The sequence below is a fragment of the Shinella yambaruensis genome, assembly GCF_022899355.1.
Lineage (GTDB): Bacteria > Pseudomonadota > Alphaproteobacteria > Rhizobiales > Rhizobiaceae > Shinella > Shinella yambaruensis.
The window spans coordinates 121,005-139,582 of record NZ_JALJCK010000007.1 but is presented as its reverse complement, the minus strand read 5'-3'; the positions used below and the strand labels follow the sequence as shown (position 1 = coordinate 139,582).

Below are 18,578 nucleotides of genomic sequence, written 5' to 3'. Positions count from 1 at the left end.
AATGAATTTTCTAAAATATTCCTTCACGCACTACCGAGAGGACCGCCATGAATCGCATCCCCCTTCAGAACGGCAACAACATGCCGCTCCAGGCTCCCCTGATTCCCGATCCGTTCGTACCCTACGAATGCCCCGGCAACCGCAGCCTCAACGCGATCTGCCAAGGCGATCCGGCCATCCTCAGCCAGTATCTGGAAAACACGCCCTTCACGCTGAACGGCGACCGGTTCCTCGTCTACGTTTCCGACTTCACCAACTGCCGCAAGGCGCCCTTCATGGATGCGGGCATCGTCATTCCCGTTCGTTTCGGCGAGCGCGAGGGTGGCTATTTCCTGTTCGAATACGAGGACAACGACGCCGCCATCGCCGCCGGCCGCGACCTCTGGGGCTATCCGAAAAAATTCGGCACGATCACGCTGGAGGAGAAGGACGGCGGCGCGAGCGCGCGCGTCGTGCGCCACGGCGTGCCGCTCATCGCCATCGACTGCCGTTTCGACGGGACGGAGACGGAGCCGCTGAAGACCACGCCGCATCTCAACATCCACATCCAGCCCGCGCCGGACGGCATGATCCTCAACAAGCGGGTGATCGCCCGCGACACCTCGCCGGATTTCCGCCTGACCTCCTGCCGCTGGGGCTCGGCGGCGGTGTCGCTCGGTTCGCTTCCCACCGATCCGATCGGCCCGCTCGGCCCCGTGACGGTGCTGGCCGCCAGCTATGTCGTCGGCGATTTCTTCGCCACGGAAGAGAACGGCTGGGGCAAGACCATTGCCGATCTTGTGGTCAACGGCGTTCCGGCGACGGAGACCTGATATGGACGACAATACCATGAGCGGCCCGCTGCTGCTGGTCGGATGCGGCAATATGGGCCGCGCGATGCTGCGGGGCTGGCTGGACGCGGGCTTCATCTGCGCCGACGCGGTCCATGTCGTCGAGCCGGCCGTTTCGCTGCGCGAGGAGGCCGGCGCGCTCGGGGTCAGGACCCATGTCTCGACGGAAACGCTCGAACCCGGCTTCAAGGCCGCGCTCGCGATATTCGCCGTCAAGCCGCAGGTCATGGCCGCGGCGCTGCCGGCCTATCGGCCGCATGTGGCCGAGGGTGTCACCGTCAGCATCGCCGCCGGCATTCCGCTGGCCTCCATCGCGGCCGGCCTCGGCGAGGTTGCGATCGTCCGGGCCATGCCGAACACGCCTGCGGCCATCGGCAAGGGATCCATCGTCCTTTGCGCGAACGAACGGGCGAGCGCGGCGCAGATCGCGAGTGTGACGGGGCTTTTGTCGGCGAACGGGACGGTGCACCGGGTGGAAAGCGAAGCGGCGATAGACGCGGCGACCGCCATTTCCGGCTCCGGTCCCGCCTATGTCTTCCATTTCATCGAATGCCTCGCCGACGCCGGCGTAAACCTGGGTCTTCCCGCCCCCCTCGCCCTGGCCCTGGCCAGGGAAACGGTCGAGGGAGCCGGCGCCCTGGCCATGGCAACGGGCACGCCGCCGTCCGACCTGCGCCGGCAGGTCACCAGCCCCGGCGGCACGACGGAGGCGGCTTTGACCGTCCTGATGGGGGACGAGGGGCTGCGGGACGTGATGCGCAAGGCGGCGGTGGCAGCGCATCGGCGCGCGGTCGAGCTTGCCGGAAATATATCCGCCTGAAAGCCGGACGCTGCCGGAGGCGGTCGCCCGCCTCCGGCGATCATAGGCGTTCAGCGCACGGGCATGGCGTATTGCAGGCCGTGGTCGGTCCACAGCCCGTTCAGGCCGCGGGCGATCTTGAGCGGGCTGCCCGAGCCGATATTGCGGTCGAACACCTCGCCGTAATTGCCGACGGCCTTGACGATGCGCACCACCCAGTCCTCGGTCAGGCCGAGGTCGGTGCCCAGCTTCGCGTCGGCTTCCATGCCGAGCAGGCGCTTGACCTCCGGATTGGGCGAGGTCTTCATCTCCTCGACATTGGCCTGGGTGATGCCGAACTCCTCGGCCTGCACCATGGCGAAATGCGTCCACTTCACGATGTTGAACCAGCGGTCGTCGCCCTGGCGCACGACGGGGCCGAGCGGCTCCTTCGAGATGATCTCCGGCAGGACCGCATGCTCGGCCGGGGCCGACAGCGACAGGCGGGCGCTGTAGAGGTTCGACTGGTCGTCGGAATAGACGTCGCAGCGGCCGCTGTCATAGGCGGACTTGGCCTCCTCGATCTTCTCGAAGACCAGCGGCGAATATTCCAGGTTGTTCGCCTTGAAATAGTCGGCAAGGTTCAGTTCCGTCGTCGTACCGGCCAGCAGGCAGATCGTCGCGCCGGAAAGGCCGAGCGCGGAGGTCACGTCGGGCATCTTCTTGCTGTTGATGAGAAAGCCCTGGCCGTCGTAATAGGTCACCGCCCCGAAGAGGAAGCCGAGGCTCGCCTCGCGGCTCAGCACCCAGGTCGTCTGGCGCGACAGGATGTCGATCTCGCCGGATTGAAGCGCCGGAAAGCGGTCCTTCGCCGAAAGCGGCGTGAACTGCACCTTCGTCGGATCGCCCAGCACGGCGGCGGCGACAGCCCGGCAGAGGTCGACGTCGAAGCCTTCCCACTCGCCCTTCTCGTCCGGCGCGGAGAAACCGGCATTGCCGGTGGTCACACCGCATTTGAGAATACCATTGGTTTTGACGTCCTCCAGCGTGCCCGCCGAGGCAACACCCGCCACAGCCAGCACCGCCCAGCAGGCAGCGCCCCACATCGCGATTTTCTTCACAGCGCAGTTCCCTTGTTGTCCTGGATTTTCGGTTCATGGGCGCTTTCGCACGCCCTCTCCCCACACGCTGATCGTATAACAAATCGGATAAATTACAATCCATTTCTTGATAATTACATTGTAATTAATAACGCGCGACAGAATCCTTCCTTCTTGAGCCATTCATCGCAAAAAAAGAGAAAAAGCGCCGTCAGTTTCCGGCGAGTTCGCCGGCAAGATTGTCGACCACGCTAACGAGCAGGTCGCGCGCCTGGGCATGCACCTCCTCGACGCTCGTCGTGCCGCTGAAATAGGAAAGGCCGATCGCCGCGACGTCGCCGGTCGCGGGATCGGTGAAGCCGCAGGCGAGCGTGATGTCGCTCGCCATGTCCTCCTCCACGCCAAAGGCGTAGCGTTGCGCGCGAGTCTCGCCGATGCGCTCCAGGATCCTGTCGGTCTGCCAGACCGTGTTCGGCATGACCGGCCTGAGGTCGCTGCGTGCCAGCACGTCCCGCACCTCGTCGTCCGGCAACCGGGCGAGCATGGCGATGCCCGTCGCCGTGCAATAGGCGGGCAGGCGCGCGCGCACGCCGAGCTTGTTGCCGAGCATGTCCACGGTCGTGTGGCGCTGCACGAAGACCGTCTCCGTGCCGTCGAGCATGGTGAGATTGACGGAGGCCTGCGTCTTGCGGCGCAGGAGCGAGATATAGGGCGCGACCGCCTCGACGATGCGGTTCGTCTCGGCAAAGCGCATGCCGATGTCCTGACAGCGCAGCGACAGCCGGTATTCGCCGGAGCCGGGCGTCTTTTCGAGATAGCCGAGACGCCACAGCGTATGGGCGGCGCGCTGCGCGGCGCTCTTCTCAAGGCCCGTCACCCGGGAGATCTCGGAAAAACCCATGCTGCGGTGCGGACGGTCGAACGCCTCCAGCACGCGGAACGCCTTGACGACGCTGCCCACCAGCAGGTGATCGTCCGTATCCTTCTTCTCTTCCGCCATGCGCCCATCCACTCCCGTTCCGTCCGGCCGCCGACAATGCCCGCCCGCCGGCACCGCGTCGAGGGGACGAGGCCAGATAGGTGTGAACGACGGATATTATGGCCGCCAGATCGCGTCGCGCGTGATCTCCGACAGGCGCGAGCGTCCCGTGAAGGCCATGCAATGGTCGAGTTCCTCGGCGAGGATGTCGATCACGCCCTTCGCGCCCTTTTCGCCGCCCACCGCCGTTCCATAGAGGGTCGCGCGGCCGACGAGCACGGCGTCGGCGCCCGAGGCGATGTATTTGACGATGTCGCTGCCGCGGCGGATGCCGCTGTCGGCAAGGATCGTCATGCGCCCTCCGACCGCATCGGCGATCTTCGGCAGGGCGTCGAGCGCCATCGGGGCGGAATCGAGATTGCGTCCGCCATGGCACGAGACGACGACGCCATCGGCCCCGAGCGACAGCGCGCGTTCGGCATCGGCCGGGGAGAGCACGCCCTTGAGGATGAGGTTGCCGTCCCATTCCCGGCGCACCTCGGCGAAATCGTCCCAGGTCAGCCGTCGCGCCAGCTTCACATTGTCCCAGACGGCGGCGCGCGTGATGCTGGTGCGGTATTCCGGCGGATAATGCGCATAGGTCGGCACGCCCGTCGTCAGCACGTAGCGCGCCATCACGGCGAGCGACCAGCGCGGATGGGTGAGAAGATCGAGCCCGCCGGCCAGCGACGGCTTGATCGGGATGCCGAAGCCGTTGCGGGTGTTCCACTCCTTCTTCGGCGAGCGGGGCGTATCGGCGGTGAAGAGCAGGTTGCGGATGCCGAGGGCCTTGGCGCGCCGCAGGAGGTCACGCGTCAGCCCGCGATCCTCGAAGACATAGAGCTGGAACCAGAGATTGGCGCCTTCAGCGCCGGCCGCGATGTCCTCCATGGAGGTCATCGACTGCGTCGCCACGCAGAAGGGAATGCCCGCCGCCCGCGCGGCGCGGGCAAGCTGCACCTCGCCGTCGTGCCAGACGAGACCCGCGACGGCCGTCGGCGAGATGATGACCGGCAGCGGCAGCGTCTCCCCGAAGATCACCGTCGAGGTATCGGGCGCGGAGACGTCGTTGAGAACGTGCTGATTGAGCCGGGTCGCGTCGAGGGCGCTGCGGATGCCCCTGAGGCCGACCTCATCCTCCGTTCCGCGGTCGATATATTCGAACATGCCGCGGGGAAGCCGCCTTTTTGCGGCCAGGCGGTAATCGGCGACGTTGAGCGGCTTCATGGTTCACCAGGATTTCTGGGCTGCATCAAATATAATCACAATGCAATTCATATGGATTTCAATACGATTTCTTGCGCGTACCTGTCAACGCAAAATCGACTCGCGCCACGATCGTTTTCCGCCTCGTTTTCGGAAAGCCGAGTCGGCGTCTTGTCAGGCCGGCAATTATCGTCTATCGTATTTCAATTACTATAATCGAAATGCGATCACTTGGGAAGACCAATGACCAAGACCCTGATTGAAGAGCTCACGGACCTCATCGGCGCCGACGCGGTGTTGACCGACGAGGCGGCGATGGCCTTCGCGACGGAGGACTGGCGCGGCCGGTATCGTGGCAAGGCGCTGTGCGTCGCCCGCCCGGCCGATGCCGCAGAGGTCGCCGGCATCGTCGCCTGCTGCGCGCGGCATGGGGTGCCGGTTCTCCCCCAGGCCGGCAATACGGGCCTCGTCGGCGGCTCGGTCCCGGCGGCCGAAGGCCCCGCGCCGGTAATCGTCGCGCTGGAGCGCCTGCGCCGCATCCGCAAGGTCGATCCGGTCAACAACACGATGGAAGTGGAAGCGGGCTGCGTGCTCGCCAATGTGCAGGAGGCGGCGCGCGCGGCGGGCCGCTACTATCCCGTCAGCCTCGGCGCGGAAGGTTCCTGCCAGATCGGCGGCACCATCGCCACCAATGCCGGCGGCACCTCGGTGCTGCGCTATGGCAATACGCGCGAAAACGTGCTCGGCCTCGAAGCCGTGCTGCCGGACGGCACCGTCTGGTCGAACCTGACCGCGCTGCGCAAGAACAATACCGGCTACGACCTGAAGCAGCTTTTCATCGGCTCGGAAGGCACGCTCGGCATTGTCACCGCCGCCGTTCTGAAGCTGCATCCGCTGCCGACACGCCACGCCGTCGCCTGGGCCGGCCTTGCCGAGCCCGAGGCCGCCGTGCGGCTGCTGACGCGGGTGCAGGAGCAGGGCGGCGCAAAACTCTCCGGCTTCGAGCTGATGAACCGCAAGCAGCTCGACCTCGTGGTGCGCCATGTGCCGCAGCGCCGCTCGCCGCTGGAGGCCGCGCACGACTGGCACCTCCTGATCGAGCTTTCCGACACCGGTGGCGAAGACGACCTTGACGCCGCCCTTGAAGGTCTTCTCGCCCGGGCGTTCGAAGACGGTCTGGTGACGGATGCCGTGATCGCCGCAAGCGAAAGCCAGCGTGCAGCCATGTGGGAACTGCGCCACAGCGTTTCGGAAGCCAACAAGAAGGGCGGCGTCGGCCTCACCACCGATTGCGCCGTGCCCGTTTCCGCCACAGCCGACTTCATCCGCGAGGCCGGCGCCGCCGTGAAGGCACTCGCGCCGGAGGCCGAACTGGTCATCGTCGGCCATATGGGCGACGGCAACGTCCACTTCATTCCCTTCTTCACCTTCGACCAGTGGGATAAACTGGAGGATCGCGACGCGCTGGCCGAGACGATCCGCCATGCGGTCAACGATGCCGCCCATGCGCTCGGCGGCACGTTCAGCGCCGAACACGGCGTCGGACAGGTCTCGCTGAAGGAAATGGCCCGCTACAAGAGCCCCGCGGACCTTGCGCTCATGCGCGCCGTCAAAGCCGCCCTGGACCCCAAGGGGTTGTTCAATCCGGGCCGCCTCATTCCGCCGGACGCCTGATCCAGCGGCGACAATGCCACACCGGCGGCCATGCCGGTTCCGACAATCAACAGCGAAAGAGGAGAACTGAAATGAGCATTCTCAACCAGGGCTGGTCGCGCCGCCGGCTTCTCAAGACCACCGCCATCGCGGGTGCGGCGCTGGCCGCCCCGGCCATCTGGACGCCCTCGCGCGCTGAGGGCAAGCGTATCGTCGTGCGCGACGACGGCGGCATCTATACCAAGGCCTACGGCGCCGTCTTCTATGGTCCGTTCCAGGAGGCGACGGGCATCGAGGTCGTCGGCGTGCAGGCCAATGCCGAGCCGACCGCGCAGATCCGCTCGATGGTCGATGCCGGCGCCTATACCTGGGACATGGCCAAGATCAGCCAGCCGGCCATCCTGATGCTGACCTCCGGCGACAAGAAATACCTGGAGCCGCACGGCCTCGAAAGCGACCCGGTCATCGCCACCATGCCCAAGCAGTACATGTCGGAATACGGCGTCGGCAACAATGTCTATACCACCGTCCTCGCCTATCGCTCGGATGCCTTCGAGGGCCGCGAGGCGCCGAAATCCTGGGCCGATTTCTTCAATGTCGAAGGTTTCGAGGGCCGCCGGGCGCTGCGCAAACATCCCTTCGACACGATCGAGCAGGCGCTATTGGCCGATGGCGTCGCCACCAAGGACGTCTATCCCTGCGACATCGACCGCGCCTTCAAGAAGCTCGACACGATCAAGCAGAACATCGACGTCTTCTGGACCAGCGGCGCGCAGGTGGAGCAGATGCTGACTTCCGGCGAGGTCGACCTCATCCCGACCTGGGTCTCGCGCGCCCAGTCCGCCCGCGCCGGCGGCGCGCCTGTCGAGATCGTCTGGGACCAGAACATCTGGGGCCTCGACAGCTGGTCGATCCTCGCCGGCACGCCGAACGCGGATGCCTGCCGCGAGTTCATCAAGTTCGCCTCCGACGCCAAGCGTCAGGCCGCGCTGATGGAATATTTTGCCGCCGGCGTCACCCAGCCGGCCGCCTTCGACCTGATCGACCCGAAGGTCGCACAGGATTCGCCGACCTTCCCGAAGAACATCGAGAGCGGGGTGCAGATCGACGCCAAGTACTGGCTCGACAACCAGGCCGCCGTTATCGAGCGCTACAACAGCTGGCTGCTCACCTGATCCGCTGATCCGTATCCGGGGGCCCGCGCACGGCGCGGGCCCCGCCCCTCTCTCTCTTTTCAGCAGGGCACCCCATGTCGTCATCCAGCCTGACCGTGCAGAAACTCTCCAAACGCTACGGGGATTTCGTCGCACTCGCCGAGACGGACCTCGTCGTCGCAGAGGGCGAATTCCTCACCTTGCTCGGGCCGTCCGGCTCGGGAAAAACGACACTCCTCAGCCTCGTCGCGGGCCTGGCGCGGCCCGATGGCGGCGCGGTGCTGATCGGCAGCGACGACGTGACCTACAGCGCGCCGCACCTGCGCGACATCGGCGTCGTCTTCCAGAACTATGCGCTCTTCCCGCACATGACGATCCTGGAGAACATCGCCTTCCCGCTGAAGATGCGCAAGATCGAGGCCGGCGAGGCCAGGCGCCGCGCGCAGGAGGCGCTGGAGATGATCCGCCTGCCGCATATCGCGCAGCGCTATCCCAAGGAGCTTTCGGGCGGCCAGCAGCAGCGCGTGGCTCTGGCCCGCTGCATGGTCTACCGGCCCTCGATCATCCTGATGGACGAGCCGCTCGGCGCGCTCGACAAGAAGCTGCGCGAGCACATGCAGCTCGAGATCAAGCGCATCCACCGCGAACTCGGCGCAACGATCATCTACGTCACCCACGACCAGGAAGAGGCGATGACCATGTCGGATCGCATCTGCCTGATGAATTCCGGCAGGATCGAGCAGCTCGGCACGCCGGGCGACCTCTATTTCCGCCCCGAGACCCTCTTCGTCGCCGACTTCCTCGGCGAATCGAACCTGCTGCCGGCGAAGGTCGAGGCGGTCGAGGGCGGGGAGATCTCCGTGGCTATCGGCGCCAAGGGCATCAAGGGGCGTGCGCTCGCCGACGGCCGGCTTGCGCCGGGCGCGGCCGTGCACATCATGATCCGGCCGCAGAACCTTTCCATCGCCCCGGCGGGCGAGGTGGATGGTGCAAAGCTGCAGGCCACCGTCACCGACGTCATGGTGACGGGCAGCCTCACCAAGGTCTACATGAAGGCCGCCGAAGAGGAACTTCCCGATCTCGTCGCCGCCTTCCCGACCCGTGCGAGCGGCGAGACCTTCCGCATGGGCGACCGCGTGGCGCTCGCCTGGCACGGCACGGACGCCGTGGCGATCCCGGAAAGCGCGAGGAACTGAGCCGATGAGCGCCGTTTCCAACCGCACCCGCTCCGCGCCCATGCCGGGCTGGCTCAAGAACTGGCTGATGATCGCGCCGCTCCTGCTGCTGCTCGTCGGCTTCCTGGTCTATCCTGTCGGCAAGCTCCTCTCGCTCAGCTTCGTCGATGCGGAGGGCTTTTCGCTCGCCGCCTACAAGCAGCTCTTCGCCTCCGATCTCTATCTCCGGGTCCTCTGGATCACGCTGAAGATCTCGCTGATTACCACGCTGCTTTCCGTGGCGCTCGCCTATCCGGTCGCCTACCTGATCTCGACGGCCAGCCCGCGCATGAAGGGCCGGCTGATCTTCCTGGTGCTCCTCTCCTTCTGGACGAGCTTCCTGGTGCGCGCCTTCGCCTGGGTGGTGATCCTCGGCCGTAACGGCGTCGTCAACCAGTTCCTGCTGTCGATCGGCGTCATCGACCGGCCGGCCAACCTCATCTACAGCCTCGGCGCGGTCCTCGTCGGCATGGTCCACGCCATGCTGCCGCTCGCCGTCATGACCATGCTCGCCGTGATGGAGAACATCGACCGCAACCTGCCGCGCGCCGCCTCGACGCTCGGCGCCCGCCCCGGCGCAGCCTTCTGGACGATCTATTTCCCACTGTCGATGCCGGGCGTCGCCGCCGCCGCCATCATGGTCTTCGTCACCGCCATCGGCTTCTTCATCGTACCGGCCCTGCTCGGCAGCCGGTTCGAGACGATGATCACCCAGCTCATCATCGACCAGGTGCAGCAGACGCTGAACTGGGGCCTTGCCGGCGCCATCTCCGTGCTGCTTCTCGTCGTGGTGCTGATCGTCTTCATCCTCTACGACCGGGTGTTCGGCTTCGCGACGCTGACGGGCGAAAGCCCCGCCGGCACCACCAACCGCGACACGGCAGCCCGCCGCGCCGGGGCGAAGATACTGACCATGGTGGGCGATGCCAGCGATGGGCTGATCGGCCTCTTTCCCGGCAGCGGCAAGAGCACCGACGCCGGCAAGACGCCTTGGCCTTTGACCGTCTTCGTCTGGACGATCCTCGTCCTCATCAGCGTTCCCGCCTTCCTGATGGTGCCGATCTCGTTCAGCCAGGCCGGCCTCAACTGGCCGCCGTCGGGCTTCACCACGGAATGGTATGCGCAGATGTGGAACACGCCGGTCTGGACGCAGGCGCTCTGGCGCTCGCTGACGGTGGCGCTCGGCACCGGCATCCTGTCGATGCTGATCGGCGTTCCGGCCGCCTTCCTCCTTGCCCGCGCCAATATCCGCGGCAAGGCGGCGCTGCTCGCCTTCGTGCTGTCGCCCATCGTCGCCCCGCGCATCATCATCGCCGTCGGCCTGTTCTACGTCTTCGCGGAACTGAACCTCGTCGGCACCTCGCTCGGCCTCATCATCGGCCATACGGTCGTCTGCGTTCCCTATGTGGTGATGACCATGGTGGCCGTGCTGCGCAACTACGACACGCGGCTCGACCTTGCGGCCCAGAGCCTCGGCGCAAGCCCGGCGAAGAGCCTCTACTACGTGACCTTCCCGATCCTCGCGGCGGGCATGTTCTCGGCCTTCCTCTTCGCCTTCGCCACCTCCTTCGACGAGCTGACCATCGCGCTCTTCTCGTCCGGCGGCCTCAGCGCCACGCTGCCCAAGCAGTTCTGGGACGAGGTGACCTTGCAGGTCTCGCCGGTCATCGCGGCGGTCTCCACCTGCCTGCTCGTCTTCATCTCGGTGCTGATCTTCACCGCCGACCGCATGCGCCAGCGCAGCCTCGCCCGCTGATCTCGTTGCAGGGCGGCTCGCAGCCGGGCCGCCTTCACCCTCCCGCCGTTTGAAAGAAAGGAATTTCCATGCTCGACTCCACAGGCCTTCACGGCATCCTTCCGGCGATCGTCACGCCGGTCGAGGCCGACGATACGATCGACGTCAAGGCGACCGACGCGCTGTTTGCCTGGCTGAAGCAGCAGGGCATCGACGGCGTCGTGCCGCTCGGCGGCACCGGCGAATACGGGGCCGTGTCGCGCCGCGAGCGCAACCGCTTCGTGGAAATGAGCGCCAAGGCCATGGCCGGTGCGGGTCCGGTCATCCCCGGCGTGCTCGACACCGGCTTCCACGACGCGCTCGATGCCGGCAAGGATTTCGCCGGCGCCGGCGCGGACGCCCTCCTCGTCATCACGCCCTATTATACCAACCCGACGCAGGCCGGCATCCGCGACTATTTCCTGCGCTATGCCGACAATTCTCCGCTGCCGATCCTGATCTACGAGATCCCCTACCGCACCCGCATCGCCATCGATCCCGAAGTGTTGCACGAGCTGTCGCGCCATGAGCGCATCATCGGCATGAAGGCCTGCAACACGGACATGTACCATTACCTGCGCGTCGTCGCTGGCGTCGATCCGTCCTTCACGGTGCTGAGCGGCGAGGATTCGCTGTTCCCGCTGCATGTCACGGCCGGCGCAAAGGGCGGCATCGTGGTGACCGCCAACCTGCTGCCCCGCACCTGGCGGCGTCTGTTCGATCTCGCCTCCTCCGGCAAGACGCAGGAAGCGCTGGCGCTGCACCGCGAGCTGATCCCGCTGATGAACCTCGCCTTCGCCGAGACCAATCCCGGCCCGATGAAATCAGTGATGGACATGATCGGCATCGACGCGCCGCGCATGCTGATGCCATTGCGCCAGCCGAAGGACGAACTGCGCAACGCCTTGCGCGCGGAATATGCCCGCCTGCTCGAACGCCTCGAAAAGGCCGCGTGACAGGTTTTCCGCGCCGGTGGACAACGGATATGGCTGGGTTTACAGCCATATCCGAAACGGAAGGTCCGACAGGACGGCGAGAACGGAAGACCAGCATGTCACGCAAGGCCGACATCCCGGCGACACAGGACGAGACGAAGGACGACGGCGGCGATCCGAAGCGGTCCTCGCTGTTCGTGGGCTCGTCGGAGAAGATGTTCCGCATCCTGCACGCCTTCGACGGCCCGGCCCGGCAGATGCCGCTTTCCGACATCGCCAAGGCGGCGGGGCTCGACCGCAGCGCCGCCCAGCGGCTGGTCTACACGCTCGAAACGCTCGGCTACCTGCGCCGGGCGCACAACAGCCGCAACTATACCCTGACCTCGCGGGTCCTGCAATTCGCCTACAACTACCTGCATGCCCATGAGGTGCTGCACAAGGCAGCCCCCTATCTCCTGCAGATCAGCCGCGGCGTCGGCGAGACCGCCAACCTGCAGGAACTCGACGGGCCCGAGATCGTCTATGTCGGCCGTTTTCCCGGCCAGCATCTCGTCAATGTCGACATCATGGTGGGAAGCCGCCTGCCGGCACTCTTCACGGCGTCGGGAACCGTCATCCTGTCCCGTCGCACCGCTGCCGAGCGGGACGAGGTCTTCGCCCAGACGGACCTGCGTCCGCTGACGCCCGCCACGGTGACCGACGAGGGCCTGTTACGCGCGCGCATCCAGGAGGCGGCCGAAAAAGGCTACGCCATCGTCGCCAACGAGACGGTGATGGGGGACATTTCCGTCGCCGCCGCCATCACCGACGACCATGGCCAGGCCGTCGCCGCCGTCAATATCGCCGCGCCCACCACCCGCTGGACCGTCGAGCGCGTCGAGGCCGAGCTTGCCCACCACGTCCAGGTGGCGGCGACCTCCATCTCCATGACGAAATTCACCCTCTTCACGCCGTGACCGACCGCGCGGTATAGGCCGCAGGTTGGCAGGAACGGCGGTCGTAAGGGATCGAGATCAGCCCTTCGAGATCGGCGGTGCGTTGCACGCAAAATTCAGCAATGATAATCAAGCGACATGACACAGAACGCGTCCTTGAAGATCGGCACCCGGGGTTCGCCTCTGGCACTTACGCAGGCCATCGAAACCCGGTCGCTGCTCATGGCCGCCCACGGCCTGCCCGAAGAAGCGTTCGAGATCGTCGTCATCAAGACCACCGCCGACCGGATCCAGGATCGCGCCCTGCGCGACGTCGGCGGAAAGGGTCTTTTCACCCGGGAAATCGAGGACGCGCTGCTCGACGGCACCATCGACATGGCCGTGCACTGCGTCAAGGACGTGCCGGTCGAGCGGCCGGAGGGCCTGGCGCTCGGCTGTCACCTGGTCCGCGAGGACCCGCGCGACGCCTTCGTTTCCACCCGCTGGGAAAGCCTGTGGGACCTGCCCGAGGGCGCGGTCGTCGGCACGTCGAGCGTCCGGCGGCGCGCCCAGCTTCTCCATCGCCGGCCCGACCTGGCGATCGTCGATTTCCGCGGCAATGTCGAGACCCGACTGAAGAAGCTGGAGGATGGCGTCGCCGTGGCGACGCTTCTCGCCGTGGCCGGCCTCAACCGGCTGCACATGTCCGGCGCCGTCGGACGGCCGATCGATACGGCCGACATGTTGCCGGCCGTCGGTCAGGGCGCGCTGATGATCGAGCGGCGCGCGGACGACGCCCATGTCGGCGAATTGCTTGCGCCGCTCGACGATGCGGCGACGGGCTGTCGGATGGCCGCCGAGCGCGCCTTCCTCGCCGTGCTCGACGGTTCGTGCCAGACGCCGATCGCCGGCCTCTCCGAGATCGTCGGAGAGCGGATTCACCTGCGCGGCGAGATCCTTCGCCTCGACGGCTCCGAGGTGATCTCGGCCTCCGGCGAGGCGGATGTCGCCGACGCTGCCGAACTTGGTCGCAGGCTGGCCCGGCAATTGCTCGACCAGGCCCCGAGCGACTTCCTGGTAAAGACCCTCTGAATGACGAAAGGCCACGCCCGGCGGGCGCGGCCTTTCCATAGGGATCACCCCGGGCGGTTCAGAGCGTGGCGTAGGCGTGTAGCCCCTTCGAAAGGGCGTGCATCGTGGCTTCGATATCGCCATCCGTATGGGCCGCCGAGAGATACATGAGACCGCGCGGCAGCGGCATCAGCCCGTTCATCATCAGCATCTCGGTCAGCCGGACGATCCTGCTCCTGTCCGCCTTGGCAAGATCGGCGATGTTCGCCATCTGCCGGACGCCGGTGAAGATCTGCACCGCCGAGCCGACGCCGTTGGCGCAGACGTCGAGATCGAGAGCCGCCGCTTCCGCATTGATATGCGCCTGTATGGCCGCAGCCTGCGCCGTCATGCGCGGATAGATCTCCGCGCCGTCCCGCTGCAGCCGTTCCACGCAGGCAATGGCCGCGCTGACCGAGAGGGGATTGCCATTGAACGTGCCGCGATGCATCACGCGGCCATCAACCAGCGCCTCCATGACCGCCCTGCTGCCGGTCACCGCGCTGATCGGCATGCCGGCGCCGATGGCCTTGCCGAGGACGGCGATATCGGGAGTGACGCCGAACATCTCCTGTGCGCCGCCGAGCGCCAGCCGGTAGCCGGTGATGACCTCGTCGAAGATCAGGACGACGCCGTGCTTGCGCGTCAGGTCGCGGACGGCCTGCAGAAAACCTTCCGGCGGCGCGAAGCAGCCGGCATTGACCGCGGCCGCTTCGAGGATGACGGCGGCATAGTCGCTCGATATCACCTTTTCGAGGGCGGCGGCGTCGCCCCAGTCGACGACCGTGATGTTTTCCGACGCCTTGGGGTCCTGTCCCCCCGAGCCCGGGCCGTCGTTGCCGGGTGCATTGGCGACATGAACGCTGTCGAACCAGCCGTGATAGTTGGCGCGAAACTTGATGATGCGGGTGCGTCCGGTCGCGGCGCGGGCGATGCGCAGGGCGAGCTGCACGGCCTCGGTCCCGGTGCTGACGAAGGAGGAGATCTCGCCGCAGGGCACGGTCTCGGCGATCAGCTCGGCCAGCCGCCCCTCCCCCCGGTGAACGCTCGCCGTGCGAAAACCCTTGTCGATCTCCGCCTTCAGCGCCGCGACCACCTCCGGCGGATTGTGGCCGAGGATCAGCGGGCCGTAGCCCATCGTGTAGTCGATGTAGTCGTTGCCGTCGACATCGGTGAGGATCGCGTCGAGGGCACGGTCCATGGCGACCGGCACCGGAAGCTGCGCGGTGCGCGGCGTCGAGGAGACGCCGTTGGCGAGATGCCGCACGGCATACTCCCTGTATTGTCTGGAGTTGGTGAAGCCGGGCGTTTCGCGCTGCGTGGTCTGCATGGGTCTCTTCCTTGCTGGACGGTCGTCCCGCCCTTGTTTTCAGTCCCTCGCGCGGCGGACGGCGCCGCCGCGCGAAAAAGTCTCAGTGATCGCCCGCCCAGAAGACGACGCGGCGCTTGGCCATGCCGACGATGGAGTGCATCGTCATGCCGATGGCGGCGAGCACGATGAGGATGGCGAACATGCCGGCGATGTTGAACTGCTCGTTGAATTGCAGGATCATCTTGCCGAGCCCCTTCTGCGCGCCGACGAATTCGGCGACGATGGCGCCGACCAGCGCGAAGACCACGCCGAGGCCGAGGCCCGCGAAGACGTAAGGCAGCGAATTCGGCACGCGCACCTTGAGGAGGATCTGGAGGCGGCTCGCGCCGAAGGCTTTCAGCATCTGCACCTCGTCGCGGCCGGAGGCTTGCAGGCCGGCGATGACGTTGACCAGCATCGGGAAGAAGGCGATCAGCGCCGCCATGACGATCTTCGAGGCGAGGCCGTAGCCGAACCATTGCAGGAAGATCGGCGCGAGCGCGACACTCGGGATGGTCTGGAAGGCGACGATATAGGGCATCAGGCTGAGATCGAGCAGGCGGATCTGCGAGATCAGGACGCCTAGCACCACGGCGATGAGGATGCCGAGCACGTAGCCCATCAGCACCTCGTACATGGTGACCCAGAAATTATCCCAGAACATGGCGTTGCCGAGCAGCGAGAAGAGCTGCTTGCCGACGACGCTCGGCGCGGGCAGCACAAAGGCCGGCGTTTCGCTGACCCAGACATAGAATTCCCAGCCTCCGGTGACGATGAAGAAGACCAGGACGACCAGGGCGGCCTGAAGCAGCTTGGAATTATCGCGATACATGGGACGGTCTCCTCAGTCGATCATCGAGCTGTCGGCGAAATGGCCGCGGATGCGGGCAAGCTCGTCGCCGGCATGGGCGAGGTCGCCGAGCTTGCGCTCGCGCGGCAGGCCGATGGGCACGATCTCGCTGATGCGGCCGGGGCGCGGGCTCATCACCACCACCCGGTCGGCGAGGAACACGGCTTCCGGAATGGAGTGGGTGACGAAGACCACCGTCTTGCCGGCGCGCATCCAGATCCGCTGCAATTCCGCATTGAGGAATTCGCGCGTCATGGCGTCGAGCGCGCCGAAGGGCTCGTCCATCAAAAGAACTTTCGGATCGCGCACCAGCGCCCGGCAGATGCCGGCACGCTGGCGCATACCCCCGGAAAGCTCCCGGGGATACTTGTTCTCGAAGCCCTTGAGGCCGATCATCTCCATCAGCTCGAGGGCGCGTTTGGTGTAAGTCTTGGTGTCCATGCGCACCAGTTCGACCGGCAGCATGATGTTTTCCAGGATCGTGCGCCACGGCAGCAGCGTCGGCTCCTGAAAGACCACCCCGACTTCCAGGGACGGCTTGGTGATGGCGACATTGCCGAGCCGCGCCTCCCCGGAAAACCCGCCTTCGAGCCCGGCGAGGATTTTCAGGAGGGTGGTCTTGCCGCATCCGGAGGGACCGACGAGGGCGATGAACTCGCCGTCGCCGATGTCCAGGTTCACCTTGTCGAGAGCCACCGTGTCGCCGCTGCGCGTCGGGTAGGTCTTGCACAGGTTGTTGATGCGGATCAGCGGTTGGGAAATGCTATCCATCGTCGTCTCTTTCCATCGGGGAGCCGTACGCTCACTTCTTCTCGGTGATCGCCTTCACGTCGAACTTGTAGATCTCGGGCATCAGGGAGGCGTCCCAGACCTGCGCGACGTCGAGCTTCTTCTCGGTCTGGCCGGTTTCGTGGGCGAAGGTCAGCAGGGCTTCCCAGCGCTCGGCCGGCAGGTTCAGCCACTCGCCCCACTTGGCGGGGTCCTGCTCGTCCGGGATCGAGTCGCCGAGCGCGATCTTCATGGCCTCGGCGGTGTTCTTGGCGTCCTGGCCGGCCGGATCGGCGGCGCCCGCAAGCTGCGGGAACTCGGCGAAGGCGAGCGCCAGCGCGCTGTCAGGATAAAGCTGCGTGTAGACGATGCCCTTGTAGGCGGCGCGCGCGAAGCCGGCGAGCTCCTTGCCGCGGGTCTCCAGCGTCTTCGCGCTGGTGACCATGGTCACGCTGAACAGCTTTTCCATCTCCGCCGGACGCTCCAGCAGCGTCAGGTCGACGTCGTTCTGGCGCATGACGGTAAAACTGTCGGAATAGCTGTCGATGGCGTCGACCTCATCGGCCTTGAGAGCGGCGGCAGCGCGCGCGCCGGCGCCGACCGGGATGATCGTCACGTCGGCTTCGGTGAGGCCGGCGATCTTCAGGTTGGCGCGAAGGTCGGCATAGGAGGCCGAGGCGAGGCTGATGACGCCGACGCGCTTGCCCTTGAGGTCGGCGATCGTCTTGATCGGCGAATCCTTCGGCACGCCGATGAAATAGGGCCACTTCACGGTGATGCCGGCGAACGCCTTCAGGCCGACGCCCTTGTCGATGGCGGCCGCGATCGCTGCCGAAGAGGCATAGCCGACGTCGGCGGAGCCGGAGGCGACGGCCTGCAGCGCGGCGGTGGAGCCGTCGGTCTGGAGGATCGTCGGGCTCAGGCCCTCCTCGGTGAAGTAGCCGAGCTGCTTCGGGATGGCGTAGGTGAAGGTTTCCTCGGCGGCCGTCAGCGTGTTGCGCGCGAGCGCCAGCGTGAAGTTGTCCTCCGCCTGTGCGGAGGCGGCAAGGGCGAGGCACAGCGCCAGGGCGGTCAGAAGTTTGCGTTTCATGCATATCCCCTATGGTTGCAGGTTTGATCGGTTGTGCTTTGCCGCTTGCGCGGCCGGGGCTTCATGCCCTTCTCGTTGGTGTTATGCTTTGAGGCCCGCCGGCAGGACCGCGCCCATCCAGGGCGAAGACGCTCCCCAGTTCCGGGTCAGGCTCCAGATCGAGCAGATGTTGGAGGCGAGCACCGGCGCGGGGATCTCCGCGGCGGTCGTCGCCAGCATGTCGATGGTGCGCATGCCGGTGCCGCTGAGGATGATCGCCCCGCCTTCCGCCACGTCCATGCGCTTCAGCGCCTTGCCGATCTCCTCCGGCGTCACGCGATAGGCGACCAGATCGTCCTCGAACTGGCTGACGGAATGGACCTGGTAGCCCGCCTCCTTCCAGTAGGCGATGGCGAGCTGGGTCTGGATGTTCGGATAGGGCGACATCAGGCTCACCGTGTCGATGCCGAGCGCCTTCAGCATGCGGTCGATGGCGATGGTGCCGGTCTCGACCAGAATGCCGGCCTGGTCGGACAGCCGGTCGCAAAGCTCCCGGTCGCCCTTCGGCGTCAGGCGGTATTGCGAGCCGGTGAGCGCGATGGCGATGGCGTCGAGCTTCAGCGAGCCGAAGCCCTTGATCATCTGCGGGAAGCTCTCGACATAGCCGCGGTTGCGGTCGTCGAGCGTTCCCGGCAGCACCGGCAGGCGCATGGTGTGCAACGCCACGTCGGCCGGCAGCAGCACCGGATATTCGATCTCGACGGTCGGATTGGCCGGCGGCACCAGCGCGCCGAAGCGGTATTTCGGGGCCGGCAAGGGCGGAAGGTGAGCGGTCATCGAAAAATCCCCTTGAA

General features: G+C 66.0%; 17 protein-coding genes. 9 read left to right on the top strand and 8 right to left on the bottom strand.

The features are described 5' to 3' along the window. Nucleotides 1-47 precede the first annotated feature (47 nt). Nucleotides 48-812, top strand: coding sequence for an acetoacetate decarboxylase family protein (locus tag MUU56_RS17840; protein WP_244768630.1), 765 nt, complete (start codon nt 48-50; stop codon nt 810-812). Nucleotides 813-828: 16 nt separating this feature from the next. Continuing rightward, complete coding sequence (gene proC, locus MUU56_RS17835; RefSeq protein WP_244768849.1) at nt 829-1,650, top strand: pyrroline-5-carboxylate reductase; 822 nt, start codon at nt 829-831, stop codon at nt 1,648-1,650. 50 nt (nt 1,651-1,700) lie between these two features. On the opposite strand, the gene MUU56_RS17830 is transcribed toward proC, so the two are convergent. From MUU56_RS17830 to MUU56_RS17820, 3 genes are all read right to left on the bottom strand, one after another. Beyond that, on the bottom strand, nt 1,701-2,729 hold the full coding sequence (locus tag MUU56_RS17830; protein ID WP_398431937.1) for an amino acid ABC transporter substrate-binding protein: 1,029 nt from the start codon (nt 2,727-2,729) through the stop codon (nt 1,701-1,703). 190 nt (nt 2,730-2,919) lie between these two features. Continuing rightward, nucleotides 2,920-3,708: an IclR family transcriptional regulator gene (locus tag MUU56_RS17825; RefSeq protein ID WP_244768629.1), complete on the bottom strand. Its 789-nt coding sequence runs from the start codon at nt 3,706-3,708 to the stop codon at nt 2,920-2,922. Nucleotides 3,709-3,804: 96 nt separating this feature from the next. Further along, entirely contained in the window at nt 3,805-4,953 is a 1,149-nt protein-coding gene (locus MUU56_RS17820) for an alpha-hydroxy acid oxidase (protein WP_244768628.1), read from the bottom strand. A 222-nt stretch (nt 4,954-5,175) separates the two neighbouring features. On the opposite strand from MUU56_RS17820, the gene MUU56_RS17815 reads away from it, so the two are divergent. From MUU56_RS17815 to hemC, 7 genes are all read left to right on the top strand, one after another. After that, entirely contained in the window at nt 5,176-6,606 is a 1,431-nt protein-coding gene (locus MUU56_RS17815) for an FAD-binding oxidoreductase (protein WP_244768627.1), read from the top strand. A 71-nt stretch (nt 6,607-6,677) separates the two neighbouring features. After that, nucleotides 6,678-7,760: an ABC transporter substrate-binding protein gene (locus MUU56_RS17810; protein ID WP_244768626.1), complete on the top strand. Its 1,083-nt coding sequence runs from the start codon at nt 6,678-6,680 to the stop codon at nt 7,758-7,760. Nucleotides 7,761-7,834: 74 nt separating this feature from the next. Beyond that, nucleotides 7,835-8,935, top strand: coding sequence for an ABC transporter ATP-binding protein (locus MUU56_RS17805; RefSeq protein WP_244768625.1), 1,101 nt, complete (start codon nt 7,835-7,837; stop codon nt 8,933-8,935). Between the two features lie 4 nt (nt 8,936-8,939). Next, nucleotides 8,940-10,709, top strand: a complete 1,770-nt coding sequence (locus tag MUU56_RS17800) for an ABC transporter permease subunit (RefSeq protein WP_244768624.1) — start codon at nt 8,940-8,942, stop codon at nt 10,707-10,709. Between the two features lie 68 nt (nt 10,710-10,777). Continuing rightward, nucleotides 10,778-11,683 carry a 4-hydroxy-tetrahydrodipicolinate synthase gene (gene dapA / locus MUU56_RS17795; RefSeq protein WP_244768623.1) on the top strand — a complete coding sequence of 302 codons (906 nt, stop codon included), beginning with the start codon at nt 10,778-10,780 and terminating at the stop codon, nt 11,681-11,683. Nucleotides 11,684-11,778: 95 nt separating this feature from the next. Next, the gene (locus MUU56_RS17790) at nt 11,779-12,618 is read left to right on the top strand and encodes an IclR family transcriptional regulator (protein ID WP_244768622.1); all 840 of its coding nucleotides are present in this window, start codon (nt 11,779-11,781) and stop codon (nt 12,616-12,618) included. A 117-nt stretch (nt 12,619-12,735) separates the two neighbouring features. Next, nucleotides 12,736-13,668 carry a hydroxymethylbilane synthase gene (hemC, locus tag MUU56_RS17785; RefSeq protein ID WP_244768621.1) on the top strand — a complete coding sequence of 311 codons (933 nt, stop codon included), beginning with the start codon at nt 12,736-12,738 and terminating at the stop codon, nt 13,666-13,668. 58 nt (nt 13,669-13,726) lie between these two features. Here the strand turns inward: hemC and MUU56_RS17780 are convergent, their stop codons facing one another. The 5 genes from MUU56_RS17780 to MUU56_RS17760 all read right to left on the bottom strand — a co-directional run bounded on the left by MUU56_RS17780 (nt 13,727) and on the right by MUU56_RS17760 (nt 18,561). Further along, entirely contained in the window at nt 13,727-15,016 is a 1,290-nt protein-coding gene (locus MUU56_RS17780; protein ID WP_244768620.1) for an aspartate aminotransferase family protein, read from the bottom strand. Nucleotides 15,017-15,098: 82 nt separating this feature from the next. After that, nucleotides 15,099-15,869 carry an ABC transporter permease gene (locus MUU56_RS17775; RefSeq protein WP_244768619.1) on the bottom strand — a complete coding sequence of 257 codons (771 nt, stop codon included), beginning with the start codon at nt 15,867-15,869 and terminating at the stop codon, nt 15,099-15,101. Nucleotides 15,870-15,881: 12 nt separating this feature from the next. Then, the gene (locus MUU56_RS17770) at nt 15,882-16,658 is read right to left on the bottom strand and encodes an ABC transporter ATP-binding protein (RefSeq protein ID WP_244768618.1); all 777 of its coding nucleotides are present in this window, start codon (nt 16,656-16,658) and stop codon (nt 15,882-15,884) included. Between the two features lie 31 nt (nt 16,659-16,689). Then, nucleotides 16,690-17,745 carry an ABC transporter substrate-binding protein gene (locus MUU56_RS17765; RefSeq protein ID WP_244768617.1) on the bottom strand — a complete coding sequence of 352 codons (1,056 nt, stop codon included), beginning with the start codon at nt 17,743-17,745 and terminating at the stop codon, nt 16,690-16,692. A gap of 81 nt (nt 17,746-17,826) precedes the next feature. Further along, nucleotides 17,827-18,561, bottom strand: a complete 735-nt coding sequence (locus tag MUU56_RS17760; RefSeq protein WP_244768616.1) for a maleate cis-trans isomerase family protein — start codon at nt 18,559-18,561, stop codon at nt 17,827-17,829. Between the last annotated feature and the right edge of the window lie 17 nt (nt 18,562-18,578).

Coding starts and splice junctions, on each gene's coding strand:
- hemC (WP_244768621.1), top strand. CDS start 12,736: ATGACACAGAACGCGTCCTTGAAGATCGGCACCCGGGGTTCGCCTCTG.
- MUU56_RS17765 (WP_244768617.1), bottom strand. CDS start 17,745: ATGAAACGCAAACTTCTGACCGCCCTGGCGCTGTGCCTCGCCCTTGCC.
- MUU56_RS17780 (WP_244768620.1), bottom strand. CDS start 15,016: ATGCAGACCACGCAGCGCGAAACGCCCGGCTTCACCAACTCCAGACAA.
- MUU56_RS17790 (WP_244768622.1), top strand. CDS start 11,779: ATGTCACGCAAGGCCGACATCCCGGCGACACAGGACGAGACGAAGGAC.
- dapA (WP_244768623.1), top strand. CDS start 10,778: ATGCTCGACTCCACAGGCCTTCACGGCATCCTTCCGGCGATCGTCACG.
- proC (WP_244768849.1), top strand. CDS start 829: ATGAGCGGCCCGCTGCTGCTGGTCGGATGCGGCAATATGGGCCGCGCG.
- MUU56_RS17800 (WP_244768624.1), top strand. CDS start 8,940: ATGAGCGCCGTTTCCAACCGCACCCGCTCCGCGCCCATGCCGGGCTGG.
- MUU56_RS17810 (WP_244768626.1), top strand. CDS start 6,678: ATGAGCATTCTCAACCAGGGCTGGTCGCGCCGCCGGCTTCTCAAGACC.
- MUU56_RS17820 (WP_244768628.1), bottom strand. CDS start 4,953: ATGAAGCCGCTCAACGTCGCCGATTACCGCCTGGCCGCAAAAAGGCGG.
- MUU56_RS17775 (WP_244768619.1), bottom strand. CDS start 15,869: ATGTATCGCGATAATTCCAAGCTGCTTCAGGCCGCCCTGGTCGTCCTG.
- MUU56_RS17840 (WP_244768630.1), top strand. CDS start 48: ATGAATCGCATCCCCCTTCAGAACGGCAACAACATGCCGCTCCAGGCT.
- MUU56_RS17825 (WP_244768629.1), bottom strand. CDS start 3,708: ATGGCGGAAGAGAAGAAGGATACGGACGATCACCTGCTGGTGGGCAGC.
- MUU56_RS17760 (WP_244768616.1), bottom strand. CDS start 18,561: ATGACCGCTCACCTTCCGCCCTTGCCGGCCCCGAAATACCGCTTCGGC.
- MUU56_RS17770 (WP_244768618.1), bottom strand. CDS start 16,658: ATGGATAGCATTTCCCAACCGCTGATCCGCATCAACAACCTGTGCAAG.
- MUU56_RS17815 (WP_244768627.1), top strand. CDS start 5,176: ATGACCAAGACCCTGATTGAAGAGCTCACGGACCTCATCGGCGCCGAC.
- MUU56_RS17805 (WP_244768625.1), top strand. CDS start 7,835: ATGTCGTCATCCAGCCTGACCGTGCAGAAACTCTCCAAACGCTACGGG.